Source organism: Streptomyces sp. NPDC029296 (assembly GCF_055569255.1).
Genome location: NZ_JBVHXT010000008.1, coordinates 206,731 through 223,144 on the forward strand (window position 1 = coordinate 206,731; position 16,414 = coordinate 223,144).

The window sequence follows — 16,414 nt, forward strand, 5'->3', positions numbered from 1 at the left end:
GGGGCGGTGTCCGGCACGCGCGGGGCCGGCCGGAAGAGCCGGTTCCCGCTCCCTCCGGTCCTGGTACACGACGCGCCGCGGCCGGAAGGCGAGGGCCGGGGGCCGTCGTGCGTCTCCGCCCGGCGGGGAGGCGGATCGTCCCCGGGACGTCCCGGCCCTGCCGGCTGGTCGCCGCGCCGGGTGGGCGAGCGGGTCGGGGCCGGGCGGGACGGCCGGTGTCGGATGCGGTCGGGAGCCCGGCCTCCTCCGGTACGCGGTGCCGCCGGGACCGGCGGGGCGGCCGGCCGGGAAGCGGCGGGCACGGGCCCGGGCACCCTGCCCCGCCCGGGCGGGGCCTCGGGCACCGGCGGCTGGTTCCCCTCCCCGGCGACGACGGTGCCGGGGAGGGAACGAGCACGGGCGCGGCGGGAGTGAGCGCGGCCTCAGCGGTGATACTCGCCCCATGGCACAGGACGATCTTCACGAACTGCTCCGCTCGCTGCGGGTCTGGGACCCCGACGTCACCCGGCTGCCGCCCTTCGACCCGGACACCGCCCCGCCCACCCCGCTCGCCCTGTTCACGAGCTGGTTCGCGGAGGCGGTGGCGGCGGGGCAGCCGGAGCCGCACACCATGTCGCTGGCCACCGTCGACGAGGAGGGACTGCCGGACGTGCGGATCGTGATGCTGCACGGCGCCGACGCGGACGGCTGGTCCTTCGCCACGCACGCCACGAGCCGCAAGGGCCGCGCGCTGGCCGCCCGGCCGCAGGCGGCCCTCGCCTTCTACTGGCCGGCGCTGGGCCGCCAGGTGCGGCTGCGGGGGCCGGTCGTCCCCGCGCCGGCCGAGGAGAGCCGGGCCGACCTGCACGCGCGGTCCACCGGCGCGCTGGCCGCCGCGCTGACCGGCCGGCAGAGCGAGGTGCTGGACTCCCTGGCGGAACTGCGACAGGCCTCGGAGGCCGCCTGGGAGCGGGCCCGGGAGAACCCGGCGGAGCCGTCGCCGACCTGGACGCTGTACCGGCTGCGCCCCGAGACGGTGGAATTCTTCCAGGGGGACCCGGCGCGGCGGCACGTACGCCTGGAGTACCGCAGTACCGGATTCGGCTGGAGCAGGACGCTGTTGTGGCCGTGAGAGGTCCGTCTGCGCCGGCCGTCACACCCGGGCGCCGCCGTCCGTCAGGGAGGTGACAGCGACGCGACAGCCCGAGGGGACGGCGATGGAGAAGCGTTCGATCACGGCGGAGGTCCCGATGGTGCCGCGCATGCCCGAGGACCCCGCGCGGCTCGTGCCCGAACTGACGGAGGTGTCGGCGGCGTTGTGGCGGGTGACCGGCAACGGTTCGGTGCCGCGCGCCACGATCGGCCTGGTCCAGCTGCGGGCCGGCCAGATCGTCGGCAGCACCTACCTGACCGTGCTGCACACCGGCTTCCTGCGCAAGGCGGGGGAGTCGGAGGAGCGGATCGCTTCGGTGGCGTCCTGGTGGGACTCGCCGTACTTCTCCGCCGCCGAGCGGGCCGCGCTGGCGCTGGTGGATGCGGTGCTCCGGCCGGCCGCGTCCGGCGAGCGGGTCCGCGACGAGCTGTACGCGCGGGCGGCGGAGCATTACGAGCCCAAGGCCCTCGCCACGCTGATGTTCGTGATCGGCCAGGTGAACTTCTTCATCCCGGTCGCGCTCATCGCCAAGCCGGTGCCCGGCCGGTCCTTCACGGACCCGTGGGACTGAGCGGGGTTCGTTCACGGGCCGCGCACCCCTCCTGTACACCCGTGATCAATCCGCAACCCATTCCGGTCTTGACCGAGACCCATCAAGCGGATGGGTGATTACGCTCCCGCTCATGGCCGCCTCCCGCCCCGCCGCTGTCCGCCGCACGCCGGCCCCCGCCGACCCCCCGGTCTACGTGATCGGCGCCGGACCGGGCGGCCTGGCCGTCGCCCGGGCACTGCGGGAGCGGGGCGGCCGGGCGGTGGTCCTGGAGAAGTCCGACCGGGTCGGCGCCTCCTGGCGCGGCCACTACGACCGGCTGCGGCTGCACACCACCCGGCGGCTGTCCGCGCTGCCCGGCCTGCCCATGCCCCGCAGGTTCGGGCGCTGGGTGTCCCGGGACGACGTGGTGCGGTACCTGGAGAAGTACGCCGAGCACCACGACCTGGAGATCGTCACCGGGGTGGAGGTGCACCGTGTCGAACCGGCCGCGGACGGTACCGGGTGGCTGCTGCACGCCTCCGGGGGCCGGGAGCTGACCGGCAGCGCGGTGGTCGTCGCCACCGGCTTCAACCACACCCCGCGGCTGCCCGACTGGCCCGGCCGCGAGGAGTACGGCGGTGAGCTGCTGCACGCCGCCCGCTACCGCGACGCCGGGCCGTACCGGGGCCGGGATGTGCTCGTCGTCGGCGTCGGCAACACGGGCGCGGAGATCGCCGTGGACCTGGTGGAGGGCGGGGCCGGGCGGGTGCGCCTCGCGGTGCGCACGCCGCCGCACATCCTGCGCCGCTCCACCCTCGGCTGGCCCGCCCAGTACACCGGCGTCCTCGTCCGGCGGCTGCCGGTCTGGCTGGTGGACCGGCTCGCGGGGCCGGTGGGGCGGCTGAGCACCCCGGACCTGTCCGCGCACGGGCTGCCACGCCCGGACACCGGCCTGTACAGCAGGGTGCGGCAGGGTGCGATCCCGGTGCAGGACGCCGGTCTGATCGACGCCGTCCGCCGGGGCGCGGTGGAGGTCGTGGCCGCCGTGGAGGCGTTCGAGGACGGCACGGTGGTCCTCGCCGACGGCGGCCGGATCACGCCGGACGCGGTGATCGCGGCCACCGGGTACGTCCGCGCGCTGGAGGGCCTGGTCGGGCATCTGGGAGTGCTGGACGGGCGCGGCCGGCCGGTGGTGCACGGCGGCCGTACCTCTCCGCGGGCGCCCGGCCTGTACTTCACCGGGTTCACCAATCCGATCAGCGGGATGCTGCGGGAGCTGGCGATCGACGCGGGGCGGATCGCGAAGGCGGTCGCGAAGCGGGGGGAGCGGCCGGCCCCGCGCCTTCGGCCTTCCGGTCCGTTCCCCTCGCCCGGCTCGCCGACGACCGGGCCGGGCCGGTGAGGAACGCCGCCGCCCCCTCCCGTGCCCGGTCCCGGGTTCAGGACACGGCGGGGGTCGGGTGGGCCGGGGCGGTGCGGCGTATGACCAGGGACATCAGGGCCGCCGCCGCGCACAGCGTGCCGGCGGCGTACCAGACCGGGTCGTAGGAGCCGAAGACGTCCCGGGCGACGCCGCCGAGGTAGGCGACGAGGGCCGCGCCGACCTGGTGGGCGGCGAGCACCCAGCCGAAGACGATGGCGCTGTCCTCGCCGAACCGCTCGCGGCACAGGGCGAGGGTGGGCGGGACGGTGGCCACCCAGTCCAGTCCGTAGAAGACGATGAAGAAGATCATCGAGGGCTTTATCGCGGGGCCGAGCAGCATCGGCAGGAAGAGCAGGGACAGCCCGCGCAGGGCGTAGTAGACGGCGAGCAGGCGGCGCGGCTCGAACCGGTCGGTGAACCAGCCGGAGGCGATCGTGCCGGCGACGTCGAACACGCCGACGACCGCGAGCAGCGAGGCCGCCGTCGTCACGGGCATGCCGTGGTCGTGCTCGGCGGGCACGAAGTGGGTCTGCACCAGGCCGTTGGTGGAGGCGCCGCAGATCGCGAAGGTGCCGGCGAGCAGCCAGAAGGTGCCGGTGCGCACGGAGCGGGACAGCACGGTGAGCGTGCGGCGGGCGGCACCGGCGGCCGGCGGCGGCTTGGGCACGAACTCCGCGGCGCCGTACGGCTTGTCGCCCACGTCGGCCGGATGGTCGCGCAGCAGCAGCCAGACCAGGGGGACCACGGCCAGCGCGGTCAGCGCCACCGTGACGGCGGCGGGCCGCCAGCCATGGTCCTCCACGACCCGGGACAGCAGCGGGAGGAAGACCAACTGGCCGGAGGCGGAGGCCGCGGTGAGGATGCCGCTGACCAGTCCGCGCCGCGTGGCGAACCAGCGGTTGGTGACCGTCGCGGCGAACGCCAGCGCCATGGAGCCGGTACCCAGTCCCACCAGCAGGCCCCAGCACAGCAGCAGTTGCCAGGGTGCCGTCATCCACACGGTCAGGCCGGAGCCGAGCGCGATCACGGTGAGCGCGGCGGCGACCACCCGCCGGATGCCGAAACGATCCATCAGAGCGGCGGCGAAGGGCGCGGTCAGCCCGTACAGGGCCAGGTTGACGGAGACGGCCGCGCCGATCGTGCCGCGCGACCAGCCGAACTCCCCGTGGAGCGGGTCGATGAGCAGGCTGGGCAGCGAACGGAAGGCCGCCGCGCCGGTGATCGTGACGAACGTGACGGCGGCGACGAACCACGCGCGGTGCACACGGCGGCGGCGCCGGGCGGGCGGGGCCTGGACGGGGGCGGCTGCTGGGGTTGTCTGAGTCACCTCCCGAGCCTCCGATTTTCACACGCGTCCCATCGAGTGGCCCGAAGGACAGCATTCGCTAGGATCGGGCCATGACCGACGAGGGGGAGTTCCGGCCGCACCGGGTCGCCGTACTCGCCCTGGACGGTCTGCTGCCCTTCGAACTGGGCATCCCGCACCGGATCTTCGGCCGCCCCCGGGACGCGCGCGGCCGGCGCCTGTACGAGGTGGTGACCTGCTCCGTCCGGCCGCCCGGCCCGGTCCGGACGGACGCCGACTTCTCCATCGACGTCCCGCACGGCCCACGGGAGCTGGCCACCGCCGACACGGTGATCATCCCGGCCTCGTACGAGCTGGGTCCGGTCTACGAGGAGGGGCGGCTCACCGACGAACTCGCCGTCGCCCTCTCCCATGTACGCCCCGGGACCCGGCTCGCCTCCATTTGCACCGGCGCCTACGTCCTCGCCGCCGCCGGCCGGCTGGACGGCCGCCCGGCCACCACGCACTGGGCGGACGCCGAGCGGTTCCAGCGGTTGTTCCCCGAGGTCGAGGTGGACGCCAACGTGCTGTTCATCGACGACGGCGACGTGCTGACCTCGGCCGGGGTGGCCGCCGGGATCGACCTGTGCCTGCACCTGGTGCGCCGCGACTTCGGCACGACGGTCGCCAACGAGGTCGCCCGGATCACGGTCGTACCGCCCCACCGGGACGGCGGCCAGGCCCAGTACGTCCAGCGCCCGGTGCCCGATCCCCGGCGCTCGACGACGGGGACCGCCCGTGCCTGGGCCCTCGGCCGGCTCCACGAGCCGATCCAGTTGCGGGACATGGCCGCCCAGGAGGCGATGTCGGTGCGCACCTTCACCCGCCGCTTCCGCGAGGAGACCGGCATCAGTCCCGGGCAGTGGCTCACCCGGCAGCGCGTGGAGCGGGCCCGGCAACTGCTGGAGTCCACCGCGCTGTCGATGGACCGGGTGGCGGCTGAGTCCGGCTTCGGCACGGCCCAGTCGATGCGCCAGCACCTACAGGCCGCGCTGGGCGTCACCCCCACCGCCTACCGGCGCACCTTCCGCACCGGCGGCGCCGAGCGGCACGACGGCACCGGCACCCGCACCCGCACCCCGAGTTGACCGGCCGACGCGTATCTCGCCCCACCAGCCCACCGCCGTCAGCAGCAGGGTCAGGGCCACGCCCGCAAGGATCGCCGTCGAGGGAGTGGTGAGCGGCAGCAGGGCACCGGCGAGCGAGCCGGTGGCCGCGTAGCCGGCGCCGACGGCGGCGTACATGACCGAGTAGCCGGCCGCCAGGGCGTGCGGCGGCAGCGCCTCGCGCAGCGACAGGTTGCGGGTGAGCAGCGCGCCGGACTGGAGCAGCCCCGCCACGGCCAGCGCCACCGCCATGCCCGGCACCGCCGGTATCAGGGCGACCAGGCACACCGCCGCCGACATCCCCGCCATCAGCACCACGCTGCGGGTGGCGAGCCGGCCCGGCCAGGACCGCAGCCCGTACACGAAGGCGCCGACGGCGGAGGCCACCGACATCACCGTCAGCAGCGGGCCCGCCCAGCCGACGCCGATGCCGCGCTGTTCCAGCAGGGCGGGCAGGACCAGTTCGGCCAGCGACAGCAGGGACAGCCCGGCCGCGCCCGTGACGTACACCGGCCAGGCGCCGGCCAGCACGCGCAGCTTGGAGACGCCCCGCGCGCCGGGGCCGTCCGGCTCCGCCGCCCAGCCGGCCGGCAGCAGCCACAGGCCCAGCGCGGAGGCCGCCATCAGGGCGGCCGCGAGCAGCAGCGGCAGGCGTGGGCCGGCACCGAGGGCGAGCCCGGTGACGGCGGCCGGGGAGACGGCCCAGATGCCGAACGTGAGCATCGACTCGACCGACAGCGCCTGGGCCGCCGCGTGCCGGGGGGCCAGGGAGGTGAGCAGGGCCCGCAGCCCGCCGGGCGCGGCGGCGGGACCGGCCCCGGCGAGGAAGGCGAAGGCGGCGAGCGGCGCGGCGGGCGCGCCGGCGAACGCCCCGAGGCCGGCGAAGCCGGCGGCGCCCGCGGCCAGGCCGGCGGCCAGCTGCGGACGGGCCCGGGCGGGGTCCAGGCGCATGCCGAGGACGGGGGCGCCGGCGATCTCGCCGACGACGTAGGCGGCGGCGAGGGCCGCGCCCAGCGCGTAGCCGCCGGGGCGCTCGCGGGCCAGGAAGACCAGGGCCAGCGGGGCCATGGCCACCGGCATCCGGGCGCCGACGGCCACCACGGCCCAGGTCAGGACCCGCCGGGAGAGGACATCGCGGTAGCTCATGCCCCGACGGTAGGGGCCGGCGCCGACAACCGCCTCCCCCATTTCCAGAGCCTGTGGATAACTCCGACCCGCCCGTCCTGCGCCGCCGGGAACCAGGAGCCCCGGCAGGGAGAGTGACGGTTCGTCAGCCGCCGTGCTCCGGCGGGGGCACGGACACAGGCCCCGGGGAGGCGCCGGACGGCACTACTCGGCACTTTTGAGATCTTCCCGCCCGCGATCGAGAATCCCTGGGCTTCCCGCGCACACCCCGCACTTGCTGGAGACGGGCATGCCGAGGGGCCGGAGCCGGAATCCCGAAGAGTTGTCCACAGCCTGTGGAGAAAACGGAGCGGGGCGCGTTCCGGCTGTCGGCGATGCCCGAGCCGTTCGCCGGCGCGACGGGCACGCCGATGGACCGGCGGCGGTCCGGTGACCGGCGGCACCGGTGCGCGCGGGACGGTGGGGTGAAGAGCGGCGGCCGCTCGGCTACACCGCTTCGAAGGCGAGCCCCTCGTACGCGGACAGTCCGCCTCCGTACGCCAGCGCCGCGCCCCGCCGGGGCGGTGAACACCGGTCCAGTTCGCACCAGATGCTCTTGCCGGCGCCCTCGGGGATCCAGCCCCAGCGGTCGGCGAGACACTCCACGAGGGCGAGGCCCCGCCCACCGGTGGCGTCGTCGTCGGCACACCGGGGCCGGGGCGCCCGGTCGCTGCTGTCGGCGACCTCCACCCGCACCGGGTCCGACGCGCCGCCCCCGGCCGCCGCGCACGGCAGAGCGAGCCGCAGCACGGCCGGCCGGCCCGTGTGCACCACGGCGTTGGTCACCAGTTCGGAGACGAGCAGGATCAGGGTCTCGGCCAGCGGCTCGTCGGCCGTTATCCCCGACCCGGCCAGCCGCGAGCGGGCCCACCGCCTGGCCCTCCCCACCTCCGCGGGGTCGGGCCGGATCTCCAGCTGCACTCGAAGCACCTGCACCGCTCACACCATCCGAACCGGCGGACACATGACCCCGCGCCATCCGTGCGCCACGGCGTCCGCCGCGGCGACGATCACGACGAGGGCCACGATCGTAGCCATTTTCTGCATGGCCAGGACAACGACCAGAGCCGGGAGTCACGGACTGTGACTCCCTTACTGCACAGCATGGTTGACTGACAGTCACGCCAACAAGCGCTTCGGGCATATTCCCGCGCGAAGGAGTACGTGTGAGGGATACTGTGCGACGCTCTTGACGCCGAGTCGAACAAACCCGGGGCCACATCCCCAACCGCCGTGCGAGCAGCGGCGGGCGCCGCGTGGTCCGGCATCGCCCCGGGGGCGGCGCCGGCCGGGCTCGTGCGCGCGGCCCCTCGCGCTCTCCCCCACGGTACCCGAGCCGCCGGGCGCTCGCGGACCGTGACGACTCCGGTCGGCGGCACCCTCGACTGTCGACGCTCCGTAACCATCGGTTGCCACGATCCGTAACATCATGGGCCAAGGCTTTGCCGCGCGGGGGGGGTTCGAGTACCGTCCCCGACAGCTTTTTCCGACCTCCTGGACAAGACGGCGGGAAGCGCGACGCGGTTGTCCGACTCCGGGACCATTCGCCGGGGCGCCGCCTCCGACCGAGGGTCAGAAACCCTGCCGCCAGGGAGGATTCGTCCGGATCGCGGGCGCGAAAGGGTGGACGGGTTCCCTGTCCACCGACCGAAGGACCTCCACCCGTGCGAAGCAGCAGAACCGCCTCTCTGCTGGCGGCCGGTGCCGCCGCCGTCATGGTTCCCGTGCTCCTCCCGGCCACGGCCTCCGCCACCGCGTCCGCCACCACCGACCCGCTCGGCCGGTACCTCACGCAGAAGCCGGCGTGGCACCGCTGCGCCCCGGACGCGCCGGCCGCCTTCCAGTGCGCCACCGTCAAGGTGCCGCTCGACTACAGCCGACCGGGCGGCAAGAAGCTCGACCTCGCCATATCCAGGTGGAAGACGAGCACCAGGAAGGACCACCGGGGCGTGCTCCTGCTCAACCCCGGCGGACCGGGCGGCAGCGGCCTCGACATGCCCCTGTTCCTGGGCGGCGAGCTGCCCAGGTCCGTGAAGAACACCTACGACCTCGTCGGCTTCGACCCCCGGGGCGTCGGCGAGAGCTCCCCGGTCGGCTGCGGCCTGACCGACAAGGAACAGAACTGGGAACGCCCCTACAAGGCGGCGACGTTCGCCAAGGACGTGGCGTGGGCCCGGACCGTCGCCGAGAAGTGCCACGCCCGGCAGGGCGGCAAGCTCCGCCACGTCTCCACCCGCAACACCGCCCGCGACATGGACGTGATCCGTGCCGTGCTCGGCGAGAAGAAGATCTCCTACCTCGGGTACTCCTACGGCACCTACCTCGGCGCGGTCTACACGCAGATGTTCCCCGGGCGCACCGACCGCTTCGTGCTGGACAGCGCCGTCGACCCGGCCCGCGTCTGGCGCGGCATGATCCAGGTCTGGGCGGAGGGCGCCGAACCCGCCTTCACCCGCTGGACCCAGTGGACCGCCCGCCACCACTCCACCTACCGGCTGGGCACGACGCCCGAGGCGGTCCGGAAGGCCTTCTACGACCTGGTCGCCCAGGCCGACCGCAAGCCGATCGACCTCGACGGCATGCGGATGACCGGGGACGACATCCGCGCCTTCAGCCGTTCCACGTTCTTCAGCGTGCGGGACGGCGCCGAGTGGATCGTCTCGCTGAAGAAGGCCGCCGCGGGCAAGCCCGCCGGCCGGGGGCTCAGGACGCCCACGCCCGTCCCGCCGTCGTTCGCCCGCGCCACGCCCGAGGACAACGGCGACGCCGCCTTCTGGTCCGTCCTGTGCGCCGACCAGCGCGACTGGCCGCGTGACCCCGAGCGGTACCGCGCCGACGCGATCCGGGACAAGGAGAAGTACCCGCTGTACGGCGACTTCGGCTCCTCCATCAAGCCGTGCGCCTTCTGGAAGACCGGCGGCGAGCGCACGACCAAGGTGGACAACACCGTCCGCGCGCTGATCCTGCAGAACGAGTGGGACCCCCAGACGCCGCTGACCAGTGGCCAGGGCCTGCGCCGCGCCATGAAGGGCGCGAAGATGGTGACGGTCGCCGGGGGCGTCGGGCACGGCGTCTACGGCACCAAGTCGTGCGCCGACAAGACGGCCACGGCCTATCTGACCACCGGCAGGCTGCCGTCTAAGGACACCACCTGCAAGGCCGCGCCGGAAGCGGCCGAGCGCGCCGGCCTGCTCCCGCTGCCCCTGCCGGGGTCCCGGGGCCTGCCGGGCCCGGGCAGCCGCTTCTGATCCCGGTCGCCTCCGACCGGACTCCACCGGTCACATCCGGCTGAGGCTCGCCGCCGCGTACAGCACGTCGCGGATCGCCCGGCGGTCGCCGTCCTGGCCCGCCGCGGCGTCCTCCGGGGACACGTGGCCCGCGGCGAGCCTGCAGAACTCCACGCCGTCGAGCACCACATGGGCCACCTCCAGTTCCGCGGAGCCCCGGGCCGCGGGCGAGTCCAGCGGGATCAGCCACTCGCCGCCGGCGTCGCCCTCGATCTCCAGCCGCAGACTGCGGCCGGGCGCGCCGGCCGGCACCAGGTGCGGGGTGCTGCGGCCCGGCTCGGACAGGCCCGCGCGGCGGCGCTCGGCGAGCACCGCCGGCAGCACGCGGGCCGCGAAGGCGATCATCCGGTGCAGATGCCGGGGCGTCGGCACCGGGTACGGGTAGTCCACCGCCTGGGCGATGTCCTCGGCGTGCACCCAGCACTCGAAGGCGCGGTCCAGCATCGCGTCGTGCAGCGGCAGCGTGAAGTCGCCGTAGGACACGGGCAGTCCACCGGTGTGGCCGCCGGTGAAGGACGCCGTGCGCACCAGCGCGTGGCTCTGCTCCCGCCAGGGCCCGCGCACCGCGTGCGCGGGCGCCGGGCGCGCGGCCCGCCAGTACGCCTCCGTGCGGCCGGCCGGTCCCGGGGCGCCCCGGTCCGCCGCGCCGGAGAGCCCGGCCAGCGGGTCCGGGAGTCCGAGCGCGGCGGCGATCAGCCCGTCCACCGCGAGCAGGTGCGCCATCACCCCGGCGACGGTCGTACGACGGCTCGCCGGGGTGTCGTTCTCGAACCAGCGCAGTTCCACCCGCGCCTCCCACTCCGCCTTCCCGAAGTCCTGGAGCAGCGCGTCCAGCCGGGCGGTCTCGGCGTCGTACGGCGCGGCCCAGTCGGGCACCGGGATGCGCGGCGGCCGGCGCCGCAGACAGCTCTCCAGGACGCGGGTGCGCAGGCCGGGGTCCAGGTCGAGGCTCTCCGGCTGGTGCAGCAGGCCGACCGCCTCGCGGAGCCGGCGGGCCTCGTCGGCGCAGGCGCCGCAGCCGCCCAGGTGGTCCTCCACGGCCGCCGTCTCCGCGGCCGAGCAGGCGGTCAGCGCCCAGGCGCCGAGCAGCGACTTCAGTACGTCGTGCGGCAGGTCGAGCGGTGGCACGGGTGCGAGGTCCCCCAGGTCGGCGAGGCCGGGCAGCGCGAGTCCGCTGTCCTCCACGGAGGTTCGGGGCGTGGGTATCCGCGGGCCGGGCACGGCCCCGGACCGTCCGGCGCTCCGGCCGGCACCGCCCGGCGGCCCGAAGCGGCCACCGGAGCCACCCGGCCCACGGCGGCCGCCGGGACCGTCCGGGTCGCGGCGACCGCCGGAGCCGTCGGCGGCGCGGCGGCCTCCGGTGCCGCTCCCCCGGTGCTCCCCCGGCTCCTCCCCGTCCCGGCGGTCGTCGGCGGCGCCGTGGGCGTTCTCGTGCGTCGCCCCGGAGCGGTCCGGGCCGTTCACACCGCACCCCGGTATCCCGGCGGGGTGGCGGCGTCGTGGGCGGTGGCCAGGAGCTGGAGGCCGAGGCGGAGCCGGCGGCGGGCCTCGTCCTCGGTGACGCCGAGGTCCCTCGCCGCCTGGCGGTAGTCACGGCGCTGGTTGTAGGCCAGGTCCAGGGCGGCGCGCAGCGGGGCGGGCATGGAGTGGACGATGTAGTCGGCGCGGGCGGCGACCGAGGCGCGGCGCACCGTGCTCTCCGGTTCCCCGTGCCGCGGCCGCTCCCGTTCCGCGCGGTCCCGCAGCCGTCGCACCGCGACCCGCTGGGTGACCTCGGCGAGCCAGGAGCGCAGCGGGCCCTCCTTGGGGTCGTACCCCTCGGGGTGCTCCCAGACGTGGGCGAAGACCTCACGGGTGACGGCGTCGGCGGCCCGTTCGTCGTCCAGCACCCGGTGGGCGAGGTGGTGCACCAGGGAGGCGAACCGGTCGTACATCTCGCCGAGGGCCGCCGCCTCGCCGCGGGCGAGCCGCTGCTGCATCTTGCGGTCCCACCGGGGCGACAGGTCGTTCCTGGCCACGCGGTTCCCTCCCCTCACCGTGTCCGGCCACCGGGCCGGCCGGCCCCGTCCTCTCGAATGTAGTCGGGCACTCTGACAGGGCACGCCCCTTTGTGCCAATGTGCGCCCCCGGAGCCCCTTCTCGTGATAGTGCCCTCTTCACACAACCTTCACGCAGGACTCGAGTCCGCCTGATCGAGCGTGATCGTTGATGACCGAAACAAGACCCTTAGTGATCAACCCCCGTTTGCGGCCTCACGTTTCAGGGAACGGCCGCTGGGCAGCCGCGCGAAAGGAAACGTAGGAACTGCTTCCGTTTCCAAGCGGTTCCGGGACATCCGGCGAGCGGAGGAGCAGGGCCGTGGCATTCAAGGTGACCGGCGTCGAACAGGGCCAGTGGGCCGTGCTCCGGGTGTCCGGGGAACTGGACCTGATGACCTCGCCGGTGCTGCGCCAGCACGTGCACGACGCCGTCGCCGAGGGACACCACAGCCTCGTCGTGGACCTCTCCGACGTCTTCTTCTGCGATTCCAGCGGGGTCGGCGTCCTCATCGCCGCCCGCCGGCTGATCCGCTCCTGCCAGGGCCGGCTGCGGCTGATCCTGCCGGACCGGGGCGCCGTCGACGGCTCGCACGTCAACCGGGTGCTCGGCGCCCTCGGCGTCCGCCGCCTCTTCGACGTCCACCCCGACCTCGACTCCGCGACCACCGACGAGGCCGGGCCTCTGTCCGCCTGAGCGCCCGCCGGACGTGACAACGTCCCGGCGCGGCCACGGCGTTGTCGCGGAATTTCCCCGGTCTTGGTGCAGTCGTCGGTTTTCCGCCATCCGACGGCCACCGGCGTCGTACGCTCCCAGCCAGGCCCCCGGACCCGCGCGGTCCCGCGGCCCCCCATGTACGACATGTACGACGCACACGTGAGGCGGCCCCCCACATGGTCAGCACCGAGTACGAACGCCGGATCGCCGCCCGGTTCGCCGGCTTCGACCAGGACGGCAACGGCTATATCGACCGCGCGGACTTCAACGCGGCGGCCAAGGCGCTGCTCGCCGAGTTCGCCGTGCCCGCCCGCTCCGCCGCGGGCCAGGCGCTGTACGCCGGCGCGGAGGCGTTCTGGCAGGGCATGGCCGGCATCGCCGACCGGGACGGCGACCAGCGCATCACCCGCCAGGAGTTCGTCACCGGCGCGGTCAAGCGGCTGCGCGACACCCCCGACCGGTTCGCCGAGATCGCCCGCCCCTTCCTGCACGCGGCCCTGGCGGTGGCCGGCACGGACGCCGGCGGCCGGATCACCGTCCCCGACGCCGCCCGCGTCCTGCGGGCCCTGCGCGTGCCGGCCGGGGCCGCCGGGACGGCCGCCGCCGCGCTCGACACCGACGGCGACGGAAGGATCGACGAGCGGGACGTCGTCCCCGCCTTCGCCCGCTACTTCACGGTGACCGAGCAGCCCTGAGGGCCGCCCGGGGCGCCCGGGTTCAGGCGAACACCACGGTGCGGCGGCCGTTGAGCAGGATGCGCCGCTCGGCGTGCCACTTGACGGCCCGGGCGAGCGCCTGGCACTCCACGTCGCGGCCGACGGCCACCAGCTGGTCCGGCGTCACACCGTGCCCGACCCGCTCGACCTCCTGCTCGATGATCGGCCCCTCGTCCAGGTCCGCGGTGACGTAGTGCGCCGTCGCGCCGATCAGCTTCACGCCCCGCGCGTGCGCCTGGTGGTACGGCTTCGCGCCCTTGAAGCTCGGCAGGAACGAGTGGTGGATGTTGATGATCCGGCCGCTGAGCTGCTTGCACAGGTCGTCGGAGAGGACCTGCATGTAGCGGGCCAGCACGACCAGCTCGACCCGCTCCTCGCGCACCAGCTCCAGCAGCTTCGCCTCGGCCTCGGACTTGGTGTCCTTGGTGACCGGGATGTGGTGGAAGGGAATGTTGTACGAACCCACCAGCTCTGCGAAATCGGTGTGATTCGACACCACACCGACGATCTCCACCGGGAGCGCGCCGGTCCGCGCCCGGAACAGCAGGTCGTTCAGGCAGTGCCCGAACTTGCTGACCATGAGCAGGATGCGCATCTTCTGGTCGGCCCGGTGGATCTGCCAGTCCATGTGGAAGGAGTCGCCGACCGCGGCGAAGCTCGCCCGCAGCTTCTCCACCGTCACCGGCGCCTCGGCCGAGAAGTGGACGCGCATGAAGAACAGTCCCGTGTCGTGGTCGCCGAACTGCTGGCTGTCCTCGATATTGCAGCCGGTCATGAACAGATAGCTGGACACGGCGTGCACGATGCCCTGCTTGTCCGGGCAGGAAAGCGTCAGGACGTACTGGTCGGCCGGGGCGGCGGCGGAAGCGGACTGATCGGTCATGCACCACAGGGTCCCATACCGGCCGCCCCGCGCGGGCCGCCGTCCGCTAAGCGGAACGCGTCAGGATCCGCAGGACCTCGAGGCTCTTCGGCGCCGTGTCCGGGTCCTCCCCGTCGCTCACCGACATCCGCACGTGCGCGTCACGCGCCGCCCGCACCGCGTCCGGCCAGGAGGGGTGGTCCAGATACGCGGCGACCGGCGCGTCCGGACCGACCTCGTGCATGATCCGCAGCACCCGCAGCACGGCGGTGTCGACGAGCGCCGCCTCCTGCGAGTCCCGGAATATGGTGCCGACGTACTTCTCCGCCGACCAGTTGTCCAGCCAGGTGTCCTCCACCAGCCGGTACACGGCGTCCGTGACGTCGCCGTAGCCGTCCACGCCGGCCAGCCAGACCTCGCGCTGGAACACCGGGTCGGAGAGCATGTGCAGCGCCGAGCGCACGTTGCTGCGCCACCGCCACCACGGCATGTCGTTCAGGGGCATGCCGCCCATGGTGGAGGAGCGGCGGCCGCGACGGGAAGAGTTCTCCGAACCTTGCACGGTCACCGATCGTACGTTCCGCGCCGCCCCCGGCCCAGCGGACCCCGTAATTCACCCCCGCGTCACCTTTCATTGACCGTGGGTCACTCCCGGGTTAGCGGTGTGAGGGAATCGTGCGGGTGCATGACCGGCAGGCGACGCACTCGCACCACCCTTTCCGCCTCTTCCCGCCTCCTTGGCCCCGTCCGGGGCACCGCCCTCGCCGCGGGCGCCATGGCCCTGTGCGCGTCGTTCACCGCCGCGTGCGGACTCGTCCCCGGTGCCACGGGGGGCTCCGGGAACGACCCGGTCACCGTGATGACCTGGGCCCCGCAGGACACCGACGCGACCAACAAGCCCGGCATGCCCGCGATGGCCCTCGCCTACGCGAAGTGGGTCAACTCGCACGGCGGCGTCAACGGCCGCGAGCTGAAGGTGCTGACCTGCAACGACCACAACGACAGCGTGGGCGCGGCGCGGTGCGCGAAGCGGGCGGCGGCCGAGCACGCGGTCGCGGTGGTCGGCTCCTACAGCCAGTTCGGCGATTCCTACCTCGCCCCGCTGGAGGGCGCCGGCATCCCCTACATCGGCGGCTACGGCGTCACCAACGACGAGTTCACCGGTTCCATGTCCTACCCGGTCAACGGCGGCCAGCCCGCCCTGCTGGCCGGCCTCGGCAGGGCCCTGGCGGCGGGCTGCGGCAACGTCGCCCTGGTCCGCCCCGACAGCATCGCCGGCGACCAGCTGCCCGTGCTGCTCGACGCGGGCCTGAAGGCGGGCGGGCACGCGGACGCCGGCGACCAGCTCGCCGCCGAGGACGCCACCGAGTACGGCGGCCAGGCCGACCGGGCGCTGCGCTACGCGACCGAGGACCCGGCCCGCAAGGGCTGTGTGGTGCCCGCGCTCGGCGACCGCACGGACACCTTCATGGACTCCTTCCGGCGGGCCCGGGCGAACCACCCGGACGTGCGCACGGCCACCGTGCTCGGCAGCGTCGACCAGACGGTGATCAACGCCACGGGCGGGGCGTCCGGGCCGTACGAGGGGGCGTACATCACCGGCTGGTACCCGGCCGCCTCCGATCCGCGCTGGGGTCCGATGAAGAAGGTGATCAGCGAGGCGGCCTTCGACGACGACCGCATCGACCCCGCCGACGCCGGGGTGCAGACCACGTGGATCGCCTACACCGTGCTCCGGGCCGTCCTGGAGAAGATCGGCGACGGCGAGGTGAGCGCCGACACCGTGCGGCGCACCCTCAACGACGGCCTGCGGATCTCCACCAACGGCCTGACCCCGACCCTGAGCTGGCCCTACGCGGGCAGGCTCGCCGCGGTCGGCTTCCCGCGGCTGGTCAACGCCGACGTCACCCTCCAGGTGGTCCGGGACGGCCGGCTGGTCGCGGCCGGGCAGCGCATCGGCGACAAGAACGGGGTCGCCGACACGACCTCGGTGCTGGAGCGGGCCGACGTGGTTGATGTACTGGCCCAGGTTCCAGCCGTTCAGGAAGATCTGCGCGCGGTAGGCCCGGTACGGGTCGTCGTCCAGGGTCAGG

General features: G+C 74.2%; 15 protein-coding genes. 8 read left to right on the top strand and 7 right to left on the bottom strand.

What is annotated here, in order from left to right:
* Positions 1-442: 442 nt before the first annotated feature.
* The 3 genes from ACZ4W9_RS09760 (at position 443) to ACZ4W9_RS09770 (ending at position 3,066) form a co-directional block, all read left to right on the top strand.
* Complete coding sequence (locus ACZ4W9_RS09760; RefSeq protein ID WP_467934423.1) at positions 443-1,111, top strand: pyridoxine/pyridoxamine 5'-phosphate oxidase; 669 nt, start codon at positions 443-445, stop codon at positions 1,109-1,111.
* An 85-nt stretch (positions 1,112-1,196) separates the two neighbouring features.
* Complete coding sequence (locus tag ACZ4W9_RS09765) at positions 1,197-1,703, top strand: carboxymuconolactone decarboxylase family protein (RefSeq protein ID WP_467934425.1); 507 nt, start codon at positions 1,197-1,199, stop codon at positions 1,701-1,703.
* A gap of 112 nt (positions 1,704-1,815) precedes the next feature.
* Positions 1,816-3,066: a flavin-containing monooxygenase gene (locus tag ACZ4W9_RS09770; protein WP_467934426.1), complete on the top strand. Its 1,251-nt coding sequence runs from the start codon at positions 1,816-1,818 to the stop codon at positions 3,064-3,066.
* Positions 3,067-3,103: 37 nt separating this feature from the next.
* Here ACZ4W9_RS09770 and ACZ4W9_RS09775 read toward each other — a convergent pair whose 3' ends face one another.
* Complete coding sequence (locus tag ACZ4W9_RS09775) at positions 3,104-4,414, bottom strand: MFS transporter (protein ID WP_467934427.1); 1,311 nt, start codon at positions 4,412-4,414, stop codon at positions 3,104-3,106.
* Positions 4,415-4,485: 71 nt separating this feature from the next.
* Here ACZ4W9_RS09775 and ACZ4W9_RS09780 point away from each other — a divergent pair, with 71 nt between their 5' ends.
* Positions 4,486-5,520, top strand: coding sequence for a GlxA family transcriptional regulator (locus ACZ4W9_RS09780; RefSeq protein ID WP_467934429.1), 1,035 nt, complete (start codon positions 4,486-4,488; stop codon positions 5,518-5,520).
* Here ACZ4W9_RS09780 and ACZ4W9_RS09785 read toward each other — a convergent pair.
* Together ACZ4W9_RS09785 and ACZ4W9_RS09790 are read right to left on the bottom strand one after the other, a co-directional pair.
* A complete protein-coding gene (locus tag ACZ4W9_RS09785) occupies positions 5,413-6,684 on the bottom strand; it encodes an MFS transporter (RefSeq protein WP_467934430.1) in 1,272 nt (423 codons plus the stop codon). The two genes, ACZ4W9_RS09780 and ACZ4W9_RS09785, sit on opposite strands and share 108 nt — an antisense overlap.
* A 465-nt stretch (positions 6,685-7,149) precedes the next feature.
* Complete coding sequence (locus tag ACZ4W9_RS09790; RefSeq protein ID WP_467934454.1) at positions 7,150-7,623, bottom strand: ATP-binding protein; 474 nt, start codon at positions 7,621-7,623, stop codon at positions 7,150-7,152.
* A gap of 743 nt (positions 7,624-8,366) precedes the next feature.
* Here ACZ4W9_RS09790 and ACZ4W9_RS09795 point away from each other — a divergent pair.
* On the top strand, positions 8,367-9,950 hold the full coding sequence (locus ACZ4W9_RS09795; RefSeq protein WP_467934431.1) for an alpha/beta hydrolase: 1,584 nt from the start codon (positions 8,367-8,369) through the stop codon (positions 9,948-9,950).
* A gap of 30 nt (positions 9,951-9,980) precedes the next feature.
* Here the strand turns inward: ACZ4W9_RS09795 and ACZ4W9_RS09800 are convergent, their stop codons facing one another.
* Together ACZ4W9_RS09800 and ACZ4W9_RS09805 are read right to left on the bottom strand one after the other, a co-directional pair.
* On the bottom strand, positions 9,981-11,453 hold the full coding sequence (locus tag ACZ4W9_RS09800) for a zf-HC2 domain-containing protein (RefSeq protein ID WP_467934433.1): 1,473 nt from the start codon (positions 11,451-11,453) through the stop codon (positions 9,981-9,983).
* Entirely contained in the window at positions 11,450-12,007 is a 558-nt protein-coding gene (locus ACZ4W9_RS09805; RefSeq protein WP_467934434.1) for a sigma-70 family RNA polymerase sigma factor, read from the bottom strand. The genes ACZ4W9_RS09800 and ACZ4W9_RS09805 overlap by 4 nt, the downstream gene beginning before the upstream one ends.
* A gap of 340 nt (positions 12,008-12,347) precedes the next feature.
* Here ACZ4W9_RS09805 and ACZ4W9_RS09810 point away from each other — a divergent pair, with 340 nt between their 5' ends.
* Positions 12,348-12,722, top strand: a complete 375-nt coding sequence (locus tag ACZ4W9_RS09810; protein WP_318202867.1) for an STAS domain-containing protein — start codon at positions 12,348-12,350, stop codon at positions 12,720-12,722.
* A gap of 197 nt (positions 12,723-12,919) precedes the next feature.
* Positions 12,920-13,438, top strand: a complete 519-nt coding sequence (locus tag ACZ4W9_RS09815) for an EF-hand domain-containing protein (RefSeq protein WP_467934435.1) — start codon at positions 12,920-12,922, stop codon at positions 13,436-13,438.
* A 22-nt stretch (positions 13,439-13,460) separates the two neighbouring features.
* Here the strand turns inward: ACZ4W9_RS09815 and purU are convergent, their stop codons facing one another.
* Together purU and ACZ4W9_RS09825 are read right to left on the bottom strand one after the other, a co-directional pair.
* Positions 13,461-14,342 carry a formyltetrahydrofolate deformylase gene (gene purU, locus ACZ4W9_RS09820; RefSeq protein WP_467934437.1) on the bottom strand — a complete coding sequence of 294 codons (882 nt, stop codon included), beginning with the start codon at positions 14,340-14,342 and terminating at the stop codon, positions 13,461-13,463.
* Positions 14,343-14,388: 46 nt separating this feature from the next.
* Positions 14,389-14,889, bottom strand: coding sequence for an SCO4402 family protein (locus tag ACZ4W9_RS09825; protein ID WP_467934438.1), 501 nt, complete (start codon positions 14,887-14,889; stop codon positions 14,389-14,391).
* Positions 14,890-15,006: 117 nt separating this feature from the next.
* Between ACZ4W9_RS09825 and ACZ4W9_RS09830 the strand changes: the two genes are divergently transcribed.
* Positions 15,007-16,414, top strand: a 1,408-nt coding sequence (locus tag ACZ4W9_RS09830; RefSeq protein ID WP_467934439.1) for an ABC transporter substrate-binding protein, incomplete at its 3' end; no start/stop codon positions are given.